15 protein-coding genes are annotated in these 15284 nt (G+C 42.6%); 11 read left to right on the top strand and 4 right to left on the bottom strand.

Annotation, left to right across the window (positions count from 1 at the left end):
• Positions 1 to 22 precede the first annotated feature (22 nt).
• Both GS399_RS18705 and GS399_RS18700 read left to right on the top strand, forming a co-directional pair.
• Positions 23 to 235: a hypothetical protein gene (locus GS399_RS18705; protein ID WP_160846188.1), complete on the top strand. Its 213-nt coding sequence runs from the start codon at positions 23 to 25 to the stop codon at positions 233 to 235.
• 24 nt (positions 236 to 259) lie between these two features.
• Positions 260 to 823 (top strand): dihydrofolate reductase family protein, encoded by a 564-nt coding sequence (locus tag GS399_RS18700; protein WP_160846187.1) that lies wholly within the window; start codon positions 260 to 262, stop codon positions 821 to 823.
• A gap of 363 nt (positions 824 to 1186) precedes the next feature.
• Here GS399_RS18700 and GS399_RS18695 read toward each other — a convergent pair whose 3' ends face one another.
• On the bottom strand, positions 1187 to 2083 hold the full coding sequence (locus GS399_RS18695; RefSeq protein ID WP_160846186.1) for a pentapeptide repeat-containing protein: 897 nt from the start codon (positions 2081 to 2083) through the stop codon (positions 1187 to 1189).
• Between the two features lie 385 nt (positions 2084 to 2468).
• Here GS399_RS18695 and GS399_RS18690 point away from each other — a divergent pair, with 385 nt between their 5' ends.
• The 7 genes from GS399_RS18690 to GS399_RS18660 all read left to right on the top strand — a co-directional run bounded on the left by GS399_RS18690 (position 2469) and on the right by GS399_RS18660 (position 10607).
• Positions 2469 to 3221, top strand: coding sequence for a DUF2092 domain-containing protein (locus GS399_RS18690; protein ID WP_160846185.1), 753 nt, complete (start codon positions 2469 to 2471; stop codon positions 3219 to 3221).
• 20 nt (positions 3222 to 3241) lie between these two features.
• Complete coding sequence (locus GS399_RS18685) at positions 3242 to 4291, top strand: DUF6515 family protein (RefSeq protein WP_160846184.1); 1050 nt, start codon at positions 3242 to 3244, stop codon at positions 4289 to 4291.
• A 270-nt stretch (positions 4292 to 4561) separates the two neighbouring features.
• Complete coding sequence (locus tag GS399_RS18680; RefSeq protein WP_160846183.1) at positions 4562 to 4807, top strand: PKD domain-containing protein; 246 nt, start codon at positions 4562 to 4564, stop codon at positions 4805 to 4807.
• 170 nt (positions 4808 to 4977) lie between these two features.
• Positions 4978 to 5232, top strand: a complete 255-nt coding sequence (locus GS399_RS18675) for a hypothetical protein (protein ID WP_160846182.1) — start codon at positions 4978 to 4980, stop codon at positions 5230 to 5232.
• Positions 5233 to 5583: 351 nt separating this feature from the next.
• On the top strand, positions 5584 to 8397 hold the full coding sequence (locus GS399_RS18670; protein WP_160846181.1) for a Kelch repeat-containing protein: 2814 nt from the start codon (positions 5584 to 5586) through the stop codon (positions 8395 to 8397).
• 48 nt (positions 8398 to 8445) lie between these two features.
• Positions 8446 to 8982: a pyridoxamine 5'-phosphate oxidase family protein gene (locus tag GS399_RS18665; RefSeq protein ID WP_160846180.1), complete on the top strand. Its 537-nt coding sequence runs from the start codon at positions 8446 to 8448 to the stop codon at positions 8980 to 8982.
• Positions 8983 to 9104: 122 nt separating this feature from the next.
• On the top strand, positions 9105 to 10607 hold the full coding sequence (locus GS399_RS18660) for a PAS domain-containing sensor histidine kinase (RefSeq protein ID WP_160846179.1): 1503 nt from the start codon (positions 9105 to 9107) through the stop codon (positions 10605 to 10607).
• Between the two features lie 86 nt (positions 10608 to 10693).
• Here the strand turns inward: GS399_RS18660 and GS399_RS18655 are convergent, their stop codons facing one another.
• On the bottom strand, positions 10694 to 10837 hold the full coding sequence (locus tag GS399_RS18655; RefSeq protein ID WP_160846178.1) for a hypothetical protein: 144 nt from the start codon (positions 10835 to 10837) through the stop codon (positions 10694 to 10696).
• Between the two features lie 230 nt (positions 10838 to 11067).
• Here GS399_RS18655 and GS399_RS18650 point away from each other — a divergent pair, with 230 nt between their 5' ends.
• The gene (locus tag GS399_RS18650; protein WP_237488000.1) at positions 11068 to 11799 is read left to right on the top strand and encodes a DUF481 domain-containing protein; all 732 of its coding nucleotides are present in this window, start codon (positions 11068 to 11070) and stop codon (positions 11797 to 11799) included.
• Positions 11800 to 11876: 77 nt separating this feature from the next.
• Here GS399_RS18650 and GS399_RS18645 read toward each other — a convergent pair whose 3' ends face one another.
• Entirely contained in the window at positions 11877 to 12053 is a 177-nt protein-coding gene (locus tag GS399_RS18645; RefSeq protein WP_160846177.1) for a BF3379 family histone-like protein, read from the bottom strand.
• Positions 12054 to 12233: 180 nt separating this feature from the next.
• Between GS399_RS18645 and GS399_RS18640 the strand changes: the two genes are divergently transcribed.
• Positions 12234 to 13040 carry an N-acetylmuramoyl-L-alanine amidase family protein gene (locus GS399_RS18640; RefSeq protein ID WP_160846176.1) on the top strand — a complete coding sequence of 269 codons (807 nt, stop codon included), beginning with the start codon at positions 12234 to 12236 and terminating at the stop codon, positions 13038 to 13040.
• A gap of 51 nt (positions 13041 to 13091) precedes the next feature.
• Here GS399_RS18640 and GS399_RS18635 read toward each other — a convergent pair whose 3' ends face one another.
• Positions 13092 to 15281: a TonB-dependent receptor gene (locus tag GS399_RS18635; RefSeq protein ID WP_160846175.1), complete on the bottom strand. Its 2190-nt coding sequence runs from the start codon at positions 15279 to 15281 to the stop codon at positions 13092 to 13094.
• Positions 15282 to 15284 lie beyond the last annotated feature (3 nt).

The following is a 15284-nucleotide window of genomic DNA, read 5'->3' as shown; positions in this document are numbered from 1 at the left end:
AAAATTTAAGAAGCCAAATGGAGTGAATCAGATCACGCGCCTGGTAAATCGTGGCCTGTTAAATAAAAAAACTCCAGACATTTCTGCCTGGAGTAACCTAAACCTTATCACAATTACATATGACTATGTAACAAGCTATAAAGATAACATTTCTGCCAAAATTGCCAAGAAAGCGATTATAGCAACTGTAATCGGGAGCGTGCAAAAACCGAATAAGATTTCAGTTGTAACCTAACTTAACACCAATAATACCTATAGCATGAAAAAATTGATATTGGAAGAATGGTTGTCCCTGGATGGTTATGCGGAGGATAAGAACGGCAAGTTGGATTTTTTTCCGGAGACGAAAGCAAACCGATATTCGGACCTGGATCAGCTGAATTTCCTTGAGAGCATTGATACCATCCTGCTGGGACGGAAGACATACGAATTGTTCGTGGATTTCTGGCCCACGGCTACAAATGATGTTGAAATAATAGCCGATAGGTTAAACAGCATTCCTAAAATTGTTTTTTCAAATACCTTGAAGAAAGCGCCATGGGGCAAATGGCCGGATGCACAGGTTCTTTCAGGTGATGCAATGGAAGAGGTAAAAAAGCTTAAAGAAAAAGACGGCAAGGATATGGTTTTATGGGGCAGTATTTCGCTTGCACAATCGCTGATGCAGGCAAACCTGATCGATGAATATCACATTCAAATATGCCCCGTTGCGGCCGGCGGTGGTAAAGCTCTTTTTCCAGGCGCTGATCATTACAAAAATTTAAAGCTCGTTGATGTAAGGCAGTATGACACCGGCGTGGTTTTCCTGCACTATAAGGTTTGATATACATTTTTGTAATGTGATTGATTCCGCTGGTAACCATTGCATCGGAAAAACTCGAAGGGGTTTTCCTGAATAACAACTCCTTCGGTTTTGTTGAAATCCGGTCAACCATGCGCTGATTTGCTCATAAAATAAAACCGGCATAACGATCCATTAATTTTTTCAAGCTTATACGGTTAATCACTGACGTTGCTGTTGGTTTTTAATGATAACCCAAATCTGGCTTAAGTGTCGCGCAGGGCCACTTAAACCTTCTATGAAATCATATTACATAGCTTAATGAATAAGGCCACCACTTTTTAAGATTTGTCGCTCAAAAATTTCTAGCAAAGAAGTATTCTGTCGTGCAGTAAGAACATGTTGCTATGTTGCCAACAATGTAATACCTGTAAGGTCCGCCTTTCCGTTTTTCAAAAAAGCATAAGTTAGATTGTCCGCCTTGCAATCAATGAACTGAACCTGTTTCAATCGATGATTATTTTTAAAGAAGATATTAATGAGCGTTGCATTTTGAAATGTCACCCTGGAAAATCCGCAATTTTCAAAATGGCAGTTTTCTATTGTGCCGTCAAAAACAAGATCGGCAAAATGAGTGGAGTTAAACGAGGCGCGGTTCCAAACTGTATTTATCATTATATTTTTTACGAAGTCTGACGATTTGAATGTCACTCCGGAAAAATCTGCGCCAGAAAAATCGCAACCTTTTATATGACTGTCTGATAGTTCAGCTTCTTTTAGCGAACAGTCGTTAAAGAGATTGTTGACTAAATTTGAGTTTCGAATACGGCTGCTGCTCAGGTCGGAACCGGAGAAGTTGCAGCTATCGATATTATTGTTTTTTAGAAGAAGTTTTGATAAATCCGAAGCGATAAACTTGCAGTTCTGCATGCTAGAAGAACTGAATTTTTCATGCAAATTTTTTAATTCGGAAAAGTCCGCGTCCACCCAGTTTCCGCGTGACATATCCCAGCCAACTTTGTTTTCCAGTTGTTCTGGTAGCAATTCGGCCGGTTGGGTTACAAGAGATTCGGTTGCCGCTTCGTTGACTGCGGATTTGAAAGTGTCCGAAAAATAGTTGAGATCAACACCCAGAATTTGGGCGAGCCGGTTAAATGTAATGATGTCCGGGATAGACTCACCGCGTTCCCATTTTCCAACTGCTTGCGGGCTGACAAATATAAGTTGACCAAGTCGCGCTTGGGATATGTTGATTTCTTTTCGTGCTTTGGCAATTTTGCTGCCAATCTTCTTAGTGTCCATAAGTGTTTTTAATTTTTCGACAATGCAAAAGTATTTTGATTCACATCAGAATCGGTAAAAAACGCGGAACCTGTTAGTTGTAAATCTGCTAATTATGGTTGTTTTTGACAACTTGTAGTAGTAAATGTCGATCGCGGACATAAAAAAATTGGAAGAAGGTTCCAAGGGATAAAGCAACGCGCGAGGTATTAAAAACGCCGGGGAGTTTGATTCGGCCTCCTTGCATCAGCCTTGCCGATATAATAATGGTTTCACTTTGTAATTTGAAACTTCTCACATTCCGCATAGTCGCGGTTTACTTTTAACTAAGCTTAACTTTATTTTAATTATGCTAGCCTGGCACAGATTACAAATAAATGCCGGGAGACTACAAATAAATAAGCTTATGAAAAAAGCAACTATAATCAGGTCGTTCACAGGATTGTTGTTTGCAGGAGCTATCTTTTCCGGCGATTCCTTTGCCCAACAAAAATTCCTGGACTCTGCAGCCATTAATTTGCTCGATAAGATGACCAATACCATCGGGAAGCTGAACTCCTGCAGTTTTACGGTTCGTTCCTTATCAGACGAAAACGATTCGCAGTTTGGGACGCTTTCAGAATTTAATGAAAGCAAGGTCAGTTTTTCGGGCAACAATAAAATGCAGGTAATGTCAGAAGGCGAGAAAGGAAAAGCGGGCTTCTGGTTCAATGGCAAGAACCTGGTTTACTATTCTTATACACAGAATAATTATGGAACGATGGACTCGGCTCCTTCTACAACCGTCGAAGCGATTGATAAAGTACACCGGAATTACGGAGTGGATTTTCCAGCGTCCGATTTTTTTTACCCGACGTTCACCGACGATCTAATCGATATATCCGACCGTATCGAGTACCTGGGAAAGATGACGATAAACGACAAGGCTTATCATAAGATCGCGGCGAAGAGCAAACAGGTTTCCATACAATTATGGCTTAATGCGGATGAGAATTGCCTGCCGGCTAAATTGATCATCATCGGGCTGGATGAAAATACAAAGCATTATGAAGCAAATATCACCGACTGGAAATTAAATCCCGATCTGCCCGACTCATTATTCAGTTTCGAGAAGCCCGCCAACGCGAATAAGCTCATCATTTTATCCAAAAAGAATTAGTTAATTTTAATATCATAACTATGAAAAAGCTAAGCAGGAGGTATCGCCACATGGCGCTCGGATTGCTCACCAGCTGTTTTATTCTTTTAATTTCTGAAGACCTGGCTGCCCAGCGCCTGGGACATCGCGGTGGTGGTGGTGGCGGAATTTCCCGGCTATCCGGCGGAGCCAACCGATCAATAAACGGCGGCGGTAATATATCGGCCAACAGACCGGCTATGACCTCATCTTCTGGTCGAGGTGTTAGCCCTGACAGACGTTCTAATGCAGGTTCAGCTCTTCAAAACAGGGGCGGTTCAAACCAACATAATAATAGCCCGGGCTTAGCTAACAACACCGGTAATAACCGGCCAGCATCTATTAATAACAGTCGCCCCGGTAATAACAATAACAACCGACCGGGCAACAACACTAACATTGGCAACAAAACGAACATCGGCAATAAGGTGAACGTTGATAACAGCCGTAAGAATGTCAACATCAATGTTGACCGGAGCAGGGATGTCAATATTAACAACCGCAATACTGTCGTACGCCGTAATAATTTAAATACCTATGTGCGCCCTCCGTATGTTTATGGCGGCAGAAGATATTACGGTTACCATCCATACGTTTATCACCCATTTCGCCCATTTTACTGGGGTCCGGTATGGCACCCATGGGGCTTTTTTGTGGCCGCCCTGGCCACCACGGCTATTGTTGTAGCTGTTGAAAATGCGCAGTATCATTATGATCAGGGCGTTTGGTACCAGCAGGCGAACAACGGTTATACAGTAGTTCAGGCTCCCGTGGGAGGAACCATAACGACTGTTCCGTCGGGTACTGAAACGGTGGTGGTAAATAACACGACCAATTATTACTATGGCGGAGCATATTATGAAAAGAGCGGAAGCAGTTATAAAGTAGTAGCGCCGCCGGCCGGAGCAGTAGTGACTAATCTTCCTGAAGGTGGAGAAGAAGTTAAAGTGGGAGATGAAACTTATGTGAAAGTTGGCGAAACCTATTACCAGCCCGTAAAGGTTGATGGCGCTAACAAATACGAGGTAGTGCAGGTGGAGGAAGGAGAATGACCGGCAATTGGATGGTTATGTGGCGCCCGTCATCGGTGCTACCTTAAGTGCGGTTGTGCGGCGTTATGCTCTGGAAAAAAGCTGAGTAGTTTATTTATTGAATGACTTTACCGATCTCTTAATCACTGTAATTTAATAATAGTTATTACCCCAGGTAAACTGAAATTTGGCTTATTCACCCTCATTGTATTCATCTTTTATTTGGACGTTTCCTGCAAAAAAACAACAACTGCTGCGATAGATTGCGTTGGTGAATCCCTGCTCGTGAGTATGAAATATACAACAGCGAGCGACAATCCGAAAACGATTTATTTCATTATTGACTACAATGGTTCACTTACTGTTAATTCTGTCGAGTGGAACTATGGTGATGGCACAAAGGAAACCATCAACGGCACCACCGCGTCGCACACTTATCAACAGGCAGGAACCTACACTTCACAAGCGAAGGTTAACCTTAAAAACGGTAAGTCAACCTGTTCGGTTGAGCCTAAAAAGAGCATAACGGTGAATTAATTAACCCTTCACGCCCGGGAGTTTTGCGGTCATATACTGTATGGAAGTATTCACGTATATAAATACGTTATTGGCATTACGCCTAGCTTCAGCCTTGCTCATCTTCTCCGCGGAACGGTAAAGTTTGTCCAGCATCCTTCCCGCGTTAAGCCCTATGGCATTCATTTGTTATGGGTCATTTACTTATTTATTACCCTGGTTCTTTCTGGTGGTGGGAATTCCTGCTTTCCGGAATTATACAATGGCATTTCTTTACCTACTTTTTCATCGTTCTTTATATCACTAAATATTATGTCATCTGTTCACTGTTATATCCGGATGATTTAAACGATTACCAGGATTATGAAGATTATTTTTTTCGAGGAAGAAATGGTTCTTCGGGTTCATGGGACTGTCATTTTTGGCCAACATCTTCGATACCTTAATAAAGGCGACGCCTATGTAAATCGATTCGGTATCGAAATGATAATTCGGGCGGTTGGACTACTTGTTCTGTGTGTTTTTGCGAGTCGGACCGACAACCGGAAGTTTCACCTTGGACTTGTACTTTTTTTCATCCTCTACCAGCTGACTTATATCGCTCGCTTTTACAATATCGAGCTTAAATAATACTTGTCATTTCTTGCAACGTCTCTGGTAATAACAGCGCTGGGAAAATCTGTATAACAAGTTCACAGAACCGAACAATCTGATTTACAGCGTTGTGTTCGCTTCTCTTTCTGCTTAGATTTAAAGTAGAAACACGCTTGAAAACTTAGAACCTTTGACCTAATAACGTGAAACCTCTCTCACTAACTGTCCGCAGCCTCAGGTTTGCTGCCGGATTATTTATGCTTATTCTGCTCGCCGGTGGCAAAGCGAACGCCCAGTGGATACGTAAGGCCAACGAAATCCGTAAAAGAGCCGAATGCAATAATGTTATCTACCGGAACAAGTTGTATGTTTTTGGAGGCTTTGGCGATAATCCGATTATTGAAAAAACCAATGAAGTATATGATATCGCAAGGAATAAATGGACGCAGATAGCACCCTTTCCTGCAGGGAAAGAAATTACGCACAACGGTATTGCATTAGTTGATGATAATGTCTGGATCATTGGCGGGAGAGCAGTTGATGCGCATGGTCCGGCCAGTAGCCAGGTAATTATTTATAACATCACTACAAACACATGGTCTGATGGGCCTGAACTGATAAATCCCGAAACGGGACAAGCCTTCCCAATGGGTGCTGGCGGGTACGCCCTGCTTGGCCGGACAATTCACGTTTTTGGAGGGTTCGGTCCAACATTGTGTGATGACCAGGCCATATTGCACTTAACGCTCGACGTAGATAAATATCTTGCAGATCCCGCGCATGTTACCTGGGAAAATAAGCTCGCCCCAATGCCGGTTCCACGAAATCATATAAGTTATGTCACTCTTGGTGGAAAAATATATGCTTTTGGCGGGCAGTTTCAGCATGATTGCAGCGCCCTGGATCAAAAGTATTGCCATGTTTATGATCCGCTAACCAATACCTGGACGAGGCTTACCGATCTGCCGGTGGTGCGCTCACATGCCGAAGCTGCAACTTTTGCAGTTGATGGTAAGATATACATGGTGGCCGGCCAGGGTGTAAATAACGTAACTCAAAATACGGTTTACCAGTTTACTCCGGAAGCCAATAACGGAAAGGGAAGCTGGACAAATCTGGCCGCTTTGAAGTTACCCGCCAGTTATCTGGGCTTATCGGCAAAACTTGCCGGTAACCAGTTTTTAATAACCAACGGCGCACGGACTGTTTACAGCGATGAGCGCACTGAAACATATTCGGCAACGATTCCAAGGAGCAATGTCCGGACACTCGGGTTCTCAGTGCCTTGCCTGTCCGTGAAAGCTGATTCGGCGGGAACGTTAACTGGTAAGAATCTGTTATATGTTATCCAGGATTCTACTCAGTTTACTACCACTTCAAATGCCAGCTGGCTTACCGTGTCAAAGAATGCTGGTGGTATGGCCACGTTAAATGGCAAGGATGTTGAAATTACCATTAATGCAGATAGCCTGCCGCAGGGGAATTATTCCGGTACGATTACCGCGACAGCGATTCCTTCGGGGTCAAAAGCCAGTTTTTGCGTGAACTTAACGGTTGTTAAACCGCTTTCCGGTTACTCGCTTACAGTAAATAAAAATGGAAGTGGGATAGTAACAAAAAGTCCTGATAGCGTTACCTATGATGGATCGACGGTGCTGCTAACAGCTGACGCAGCCGCCGGATGGAAGTTTGATAAATGGACTGGCGATACGAGCGCAACGACAAATCCCTTAACGATATTAATGGACCGTAGTAAAACGCTTATAGCAAATTTTAAGGCTGATAGCACAACCGACAGTCTGGTAACAAACCTTGTTGCTACAACCGGCAAACCGTACCGCATAGGGACACTAGCCGCCGGCATTACATATTATACCGATCGCACCTATAAGATAACTTCAGTTCCTTCCTCACTTACCGGAGTGCCCTTCTTGCTTACTGCAAATGATGATAAATCGAATAACTCATCTTCTCTGCTCTCTTTTAACCTTACCAAAGAAGCTACAGTTTTTGTAGCATATGACAGTCGTGCCACTGTATTGCCCAACTGGCTGAACAGCTGGGAAAAGCTGCCCGATAAGATTAGTGTCGACGATCCTAAGCTTGTTTCCTTTAACCTGTACGGTAAAAAGTTCAGTGCAGGTAATGTATTGATCGGGGGCAATTTGCAAAGTCCGGCCGCGGGTGCCCAATGCCAGTTTGTTGTCATTGTCAGAGCCAACAGCGAGAGCTCAGCAGATAGCTTAATTAGTAATATCGAACCGTTTACAGGCAACAAGTATGAATTAGCGCAGCTTGCTACCGGAACCACATATTACACCGACCGTAACTATAAAATTGGGTTGGTTCCTGTGTCGCTGGTTGGTGCATCGTTCATTAAAACACCGGCCGACGATAAATACAATAATTCGGCAAAGCTGCTAACCTTTGATTTGTCTCAAGATGCAGATGTTTACGTTGCATACGATCCGCGTGCTACTGTTCTGCCTGCATGGTTGTCCGGCTGGCAAAAACTTGCCGATCAGATTGGAACAGACGACCCGAAGATGTTGCGGTTAAATCTGTATTATAAGCCAATGCCCATGGGCCAGGTGAGCCTGGGTGGAAACCTTCAAAGCCCTGCGTCCGGCGCGATGTGTGCATATTTCGTTATAGCAAAACCTCAGTCTGCAACAGTAATAACTTCAGCGAAATATGCAGCCGGCAAAGCTTTTTTTCAAAATCAACAAGAAGTTAAGCCGTTATCGGAAAAAGTCTCAAATGTTCCCGTTTTGTATCCTAACCCTGTTAAAAGCAATTTGAAAATTGTGTTCAAGGACTCTTATAAAGGTATTTCAAGAATTCATCTTGTTGATCTGGACGGAAATAAGCGCGAAGTAGCGAGTGCCTTTTTTAAAAACACTGGCTCTACCCTCAGTATAGATATCGGTTCTCTGTCGTTAAAGCCGGGCATCTATGCTATACATGTGGTTTCAACAGATGGGAGAACCGATATCATGCGGGTCATTGTTCAATAAAACTCAACTATTTAGTTTGCCTGCTGTTATAGGTGAAAAGAAATACCTATGGATAGCATTAATAAAAACCAGCCGGAAGAGAATTATCAGCAGCTGGAGGGCAGCGAAGCTGCAAAGAAAATTAAGGAAATAGCAGAGAAAGCCGAGACATGTTTTTTTAATAGCAATATTAAAACCGGACTTCCATTTTCAACCAGGCCAATGTCAGCACAGCAAGTTGACGAAGAAGGGAATATTTGGTTTTTAAGTGCCAACGACAGCCATAAAAATGAAGAAATTAACAGCGACCCTTTCGTGCAACTTTTATTTCAGAATTCCGCGCATGCAGGTTTTTTGTCGGTTTACGGAATTGCCGAAATTGTTGAGGACCGCGCAAAAATCGAGGAATTATGGCATCCTTTGTTGAAAACTTGGTTTACTGAGGGTAAAGACGATCCGCGTATCAGCGTCATTAAAGTAAATCCTACACAGGGATATTATTGGGACAATAAGCATGGCGGAATTGTTGCATTTATAAAAATGGCAGCCGGTGCGGTATCCGGAAAAACGCTGGATGATTCAATTGAAGGAAATTTAAGCCTTTAGTATCAGGAGCCCGGGAATGAGTTCCCGGCTTTTTCCAGTTCAACCAAATTTGTCGGTTTCAATTTCTTAGTTTTATCGGCTAAAATGTTTTCACCTTGCAAGAGGTGAGTTAACCAACACCCATGGAGGATAATACGTCCCATAATCAAACGGCAGAGCATTCTCCGGCAAGTGACCTACAGTTTAACCTTCTGACAGATTCTATGCCTCAGCAGGTATGGACCGCTTCACCAGACGGAAAACTTACTTATATTAATAGCCAGGCCCGTGCATTTTTCGGTAAAACATCGCAGGAATTACTTGGCATTGCGTGGCTTGATGTAATTCATCCCGATGATAAGCAGCAATGCGTTGAAACGTGGACGTATGCACTCGAAACCGGAACACTTTATGAAGTTGAATTCCGGCTGGCTAATAACCAGGGAGTATATAAATGGCATCTTGGAAGGGCATTGCCTGTAAAAGAAAAGGGTGAAATTGTTAAATGGATTGGTACCAATACAGATATCGACGAACGCAAACGAAATGAGCAATCCAAGGACGAATTTATCAGTATAGCCAGCCATGAGTTAAAAACGCCGCTTACTACTGCCAAAGCATATATTCAGCTTTATGAGCGTATGCAAACCGGAATAGCAGACAAGCCGGCATCGTTTATACAGAAGGCAGGTCAGAGTATTTTGAAGCTGGAGAAACTGGTAAATGACCTGCTGGATGTTTCTAAAATCAACGCAGGCAAGCTGATGTACAATGTTGAAGCATTTTGGTTTGACGAAATGTTGGACGACGTGATAGAGAGCGTTCAGAATACTGCGCCTCAGCACAGAATAATTATCGAACAAACTGCGCACATCGAGTATAAAGGTGACAAACTGCGCATCGAACAGGTGGTTAACAACCTGCTGAACAATGCCATAAAGTACTCGCCGGGCAAAGACAGGGTTATCGTCAGGTGCGAAGTACACCAGGAGAATATCGTCGTTTCGGTACAGGACTTAGGAATAGGTATCGCCCCCGAACATTTAGGTAATCTTTTTAACCGGTTTTATCGTCTGGATAATACAGTCACCAGGTTTGAAGGATTAGGCTTAGGGTTGTATATCGCATCGGAGATTGTTAAGCGTCACAACGGCAGCTTCTGGATCGAAAGCGAACCGGGCGTTGGCTCAACATTTTACTTTTTGCTTCCGGTAAATGGGAAGATCGAACTTAAAGAATATGAAAATACGAAAACGTCCTATAAAGCTAATTTTATCGAGATCGTTTATAACCAGTCAGAACACCGCATTGAAGCAAATTGGCTTGGTTACCAAAATTATGACTCTGTAAAAAAAGGATGTTTGCATATGCTGGATATTTTGCGCGATAATCATTGCGACCGGGTGTTAAATGATAATACTTATGTCATTGGCAACTGGTCGGAAGCCGTAGATTGGGGAGGCGAAGTGTGGTTTCCCGCTATGGAAAATGCAGGATTGAAATATTTTGCCTGGATCTATTCGCCAAGCACTTTCAGCCGGATGTCTGCTGAGAAAAGTATCGATATCGCCGTCGGAAATTTAATAACCAGGTTCTTTACTGAAAAAGAAGAAGCCGATAACTGGTTAAAGTCGCTCGACCAATAAGCCATTCATCTGCATTTAAATTACCATAAAAAACAAAAAGCCCGAAAGGGCTTTTGCGTTGTTTTCGTAGATAATTGTATATATGGTCAGGCTGCCTGTTTTACAGTTTTGCCCTGGTTGATGCCTTTATTCTTCCTCGCTTTGAAAGCTTTTAAATCGGCCATTAATAATTCTTTCAACTCTTTATCAAATGCTGCTGTTAGCGTATCTAGGTTTAATGTAGTATCCATGTTTTTAAGTTTTAGTTGTTAAGCTTAATGCGAAAGTTGTGCCAAGTGCCGGAAACCCTCCATGTTGCTTGAAATTCCCGGATAATTAAATAAGGTGTATGAAAAAGCATTCATTTCCTGTTTTTTTAATTAGTCATTTCGTCTTCAGAAGCCGTCAATTGCTTTTTTGAAAACTTTAATCAGGCTATTCAGTAGTAAATGGAGCCAGAAAGAACTATCTCGTATTTATTATGAAAAAAGGATGTATGCTTTTCTTTTTTATACTTTGTCACCTGCTTTCATTCGCACAATTTACCGACAGCACTCATTACTATGTCAATTTTACGTTAGGGGGAAATATCAATAAAACGGATGATGCCGATTCATACCTGCTTAACAATGCCTTAAGGTTTAGTGTCAAGAAGAAACGAGTTACGCTAAACGCTTCCAATAGCTGGTTATATGGCAACCAGGATTCGCGGCTTACCAATAATGATTATACCGCGACGCTTGATTTTAATCTTTACGCTAAAAACACGAAACTTTATTACTGGGGTTTGGGAAATTATACCACGAGCTATTCGCTTAAAATTAACAATCAGTTGCAAACCGGCATAGGTGCCGCATACAATCTGGTTAATAATGACAATAATTATTTAAATATCAGTGACGGAATTCTGTTTGAAACAAGTGATCTGTTCCTGGATGACAGCACCCGGGAACGATATACAACTTTTCGTAATTCACTCAGGTTATCTTTTAAATGGACGGTTAAAGAAATCATCGTGCTTTCGGGCACTGGCTTTTTGCAAAATTCCCTGCAGTACAAAAGTGACTACATTATAAAGGGCAATACTGCCTTAAAAATTAAGCTTAGAAAGTGGCTGGGCCTGACAAGCTCGCTAACTTATAATCATTTTGCTCGCACAAATAAAGAAAACCTGTTGTTTACTTATGGGCTGACGATCGAAAAATATTTTTAGAGTGTGAGAATCGACACGATTCTGAGAGGTGATATAAAAGTGAAGAGCCCATTAAGGGCTCTTCTTGTTTCTTTAGACTATGCTTTGTTTTTAATTTCTGTAACCTCAGTTCTGATTTCCTGAGCCAGGTTTTTTAAATCTTGCATAGCTTTACGAACGCGTGTTCCTGCAGCGTTGTTAGAATTGTTATAAAATTTTTCTGCGTCCGCTTCTACCGATGCGATAAGCTCTTTTAATTTTGAAAATTTTTCCATGTCGAAAGGTATATAATGTTTCGTGTAAAATTCAAATTTTTCAGCACATAAAGCAACATTTTTAGGCGATTTAATTGTTTTTTATGCATTTTGAGCCCTTTACGGTGGTGGTTGAAACAAAATGCGGTGCAACGTGTAATTTTTTTAACGACTGGAAAGGCAGCAAACTGTACGATATTAATGACAAAAAAACTCTCAAAATTTCCCTGTTTGGTACTGATTTTTCTCACGACTCTCTGTGCGCAGAAGCCTGCTTTTAGCCAGGTCGCATCGGGGAAAGTGAAAACAATTGTAATTGATGCCGGGCATGGTGGCCAGGACAGGGGAGCGAGCGGGGAATACTCTGCTGAAAAATCAATTACTTTAAAAGTTGCACTTGCGCTGGGTAAAGCAATAGAAGCACGCTTTAGTGACGTGCGCGTTATTTACACCCGGACAACTGATGTTTACGTAAAGCTTTATGACCGTATCGGCATAGCGAACCGAGCAAAAGCCGATGTCTTTATATCTATTCATTGCAACTCGCTGCCGCTTAAAAAAGCCGGGCGCAGCACGTTTAGCGGAACGGAAACCTATGTGTCCGGCTCCGGGCGCTTGGACGAGCAGGATGTCGCTATCCGGGAAAATGCATCTATCCTTTTCGAAAAGGATTATAAGAAAAACTACGACGGTTATGATCCTAAGGATCCTGCCAGTCTGATCATTTTTTCGCTGATGAAAAATCAATTCCGCAAACAAAGCCTGGCCCTCGCTTCAAAAATCCAGGAGCAATTCGGAAAATCGGACAGGAATAACCTGGGCGTTCGGGAGCAGAGCCTGGCAGTATTGGCGCGCGCCGGAATGCCGGCCGTACTCACGGAAATTGGGTATATCAGCAGCACGAAAGAAGAAAAATACATGAACTCCAATGAGGGCCGGGCCGAAATTGTGGAGAATTTGCTGACAGCGATAGCCGAATATAAACTGCTGAAAGCTTTAAAAAAATAATGCTTAATGAGCTGGCCTGAACGGAAGCTGTCAGCCGGCTCATTCTTTCGTTTAGTCAAAATTCAATTTAATTCCTCCATTTATTACAAAGCCGTCAAGCGGAGCATAAATATCTTTGAATTCCGGATTGGTTATACTGCCGGTATAAATACTTCCAAAGCGCGTTTGGCGTGTATCGGTAAAATTTTCAAAATTGATGAACAGCGAAAATTTCTCCCAGATCTTTTCTGCCATAAAACCGGTTGTCCAGTAACTTCTTCCAGTTGTACCATCGTTCAGCTGCTGCCTGCTAAAGTAATAAGCCTCAAGACCGATTTTCCATTTGTCTTCTAGTTCGTACATCAATACATTATTAAGCCGGTGTTTTGATACAAGCGGATACTGTCGGAAAAGATCGTTTGTATGCTGGTTTACGTCAGCGAACGTATAGCCGATAAACAACTTGAAATTCCCGGTGATTATCCTGGCATTGGTTTCCAGTCCTTTGGTATGCAGATCGCCCTGTGGCTGCAGGTATTGTAAATATCCGTTATCCAGCGATGTTAAAATAATCGGGTCTTTTATTCTGGTGTAAAAAAACAATTGATTAACTGAAAATCCGACCTTGTCGTTAACAAGCCTGACTGTATAATTAAGGTCGATATTTGCGCCGTACGATCTTTCAGCTTTTGTGTTGTTTACATCAATCGGTAATACATTTCGGAACTGTATACGTTCCGCGTCTTCGGTAAAGATAGTTGGTGGTTTATAACCAAGACCACCGCTAATCCGGGTTGATAAATACGGATTGATCTTCCAAAGTCCGGCTAACCGTGGCAGGACAAAAAAACCGTAATCGGTATGGTAATCACCACGCAAACCAGATTCCAGGCTGAGTTTTTCAGTAACCCGCCATGTATTCTGCAAAAATATTCCAAATGTATTTTGGGAGTAACTGCGCAAGGGAAAAGAAATCTGCTTGTCTTCGGCAAAATGATCTGAATAAAAATTCAAGCCGGCTATCCATTCGGCTTTCACACCGTTGTATGCGTAATTAGCTTCACTAAAAGTTGAAAACTGCTTTCCTGAAAAGATATAATCCGGTAATTGCATTTTTCGGTCATAATAACTGAGGCTGTTTTTTACACTGAGTTTGCTCTGATAATTAAGCCAGGTATCAAAGCCTGCCTGCGTACTGATACGTCCCGTTTTGTTTTGCTCGAAATATGAATGATCGGAGGAGGCATCGCCTTTGATATAATGGAGATCGCCCCCAATTCGATTTTCACTCATCGCGTTCACTCCGACATTAATAGTCGTATTTTTACCGAGGTACAACCAAACCTTTGGATTTAATGTAACCCGGTCGTACTTAGGAATAGCTGTAAGGTCGATATTTGCGGGATCGTAGGCATTGCCATGGTTATAGGCGGCAAAAATCGTAGTTCCGATATTTTCGGATCGCCACGAGTAAAATGCACTGCCGTCGAAACCAAGCGCAGATGTTGCGTTCAATAAAACGTTCAGCTGCGGTTTTTCGGAGGGTGTTTTTGAAACAAGGTTCACCAAGCCAGCAATTGCGCCTCCTCCATATAAGGTAGATGATGAACCTTTGATTACTTCCACCTGTTTTAAATCAAGAGGAGCTATCTGCAACAGGCCTAAGCCGCCCGAAAACCCTGAATAAAGCGGAAAACCATCCCGGATTATTTGGGTGTATTTTCCGTCCAGGCCTTGAATGCGGATGCTGGCGTTGGCACTTGTCGCAGAAGTTTGCTGCGTTTGAATCCCCGTCGTTTCTGCCAGTAGCATACGAATGTCGCCAGGTTTCATGTTTGCCTTTTCTTGAAGCTCTTCGCCATTCACCACTTCTGCACGGGTCGGTGTGCTTGCGAGATCCAGGCCGCTGCGCGTAGCAGTTATAATCACCTGATTCAACTCATTATCTTCCGATTCGTTCCTGGCGCTTAGCAAAAACAGTTGTAAAGAATCCTGTTCGCCTGTTACGTTGGCGCGGATAAAAAGGATTTCATATCCTGTATAGCTGATCCGAATGTTGTGCAAACCGCTTGGTATGCCCGAAAACTCAACTACCCCCGTGTCGTTAGCCGCCATTGAACGTTTTAGGTCTGTAAAGCTGAATGTCGCGCCTGGCAATGGCTGTCCGCTGGTTTTGTCAAGGATTTTTCCCCGAAATGCGTATTGACCAAACGAACTTATATGGCATAATAATACTGCAATGAGCAGCGATGTAGTTTTCATTTA

Source organism: Hufsiella arboris (assembly GCF_009834875.1).
Classification (GTDB): Bacteria; Bacteroidota; Bacteroidia; order Sphingobacteriales; family Sphingobacteriaceae; genus Hufsiella_A; species Hufsiella_A arboris.
This window is presented reverse-complemented; position numbering and strand designations above follow the sequence as displayed.

Coding starts and splice junctions, on each gene's coding strand:
- GS399_RS18700 (WP_160846187.1), top strand. CDS start 260: ATGAAAAAATTGATATTGGAAGAATGGTTGTCCCTGGATGGTTATGCG.
- GS399_RS18695 (WP_160846186.1), bottom strand. CDS start 2,083: ATGGACACTAAGAAGATTGGCAGCAAAATTGCCAAAGCACGAAAAGAA.
- GS399_RS18690 (WP_160846185.1), top strand. CDS start 2,469: ATGAAAAAAGCAACTATAATCAGGTCGTTCACAGGATTGTTGTTTGCA.
- GS399_RS18685 (WP_160846184.1), top strand. CDS start 3,242: ATGAAAAAGCTAAGCAGGAGGTATCGCCACATGGCGCTCGGATTGCTC.
- GS399_RS18680 (WP_160846183.1), top strand. CDS start 4,562: ATGAAATATACAACAGCGAGCGACAATCCGAAAACGATTTATTTCATT.
- GS399_RS18675 (WP_160846182.1), top strand. CDS start 4,978: ATGGGTCATTTACTTATTTATTACCCTGGTTCTTTCTGGTGGTGGGAA.
- GS399_RS18665 (WP_160846180.1), top strand. CDS start 8,446: ATGGATAGCATTAATAAAAACCAGCCGGAAGAGAATTATCAGCAGCTG.
- GS399_RS18660 (WP_160846179.1), top strand. CDS start 9,105: ATGGAGGATAATACGTCCCATAATCAAACGGCAGAGCATTCTCCGGCA.
- GS399_RS18655 (WP_160846178.1), bottom strand. CDS start 10,837: ATGGATACTACATTAAACCTAGATACGCTAACAGCAGCATTTGATAAA.
- GS399_RS18650 (WP_237488000.1), top strand. CDS start 11,068: ATGAAAAAAGGATGTATGCTTTTCTTTTTTATACTTTGTCACCTGCTT.
- GS399_RS18645 (WP_160846177.1), bottom strand. CDS start 12,053: ATGGAAAAATTTTCAAAATTAAAAGAGCTTATCGCATCGGTAGAAGCG.
- GS399_RS18640 (WP_160846176.1), top strand. CDS start 12,234: ATGACAAAAAAACTCTCAAAATTTCCCTGTTTGGTACTGATTTTTCTC.
- GS399_RS18635 (WP_160846175.1), bottom strand. CDS start 15,281: ATGAAAACTACATCGCTGCTCATTGCAGTATTATTATGCCATATAAGT.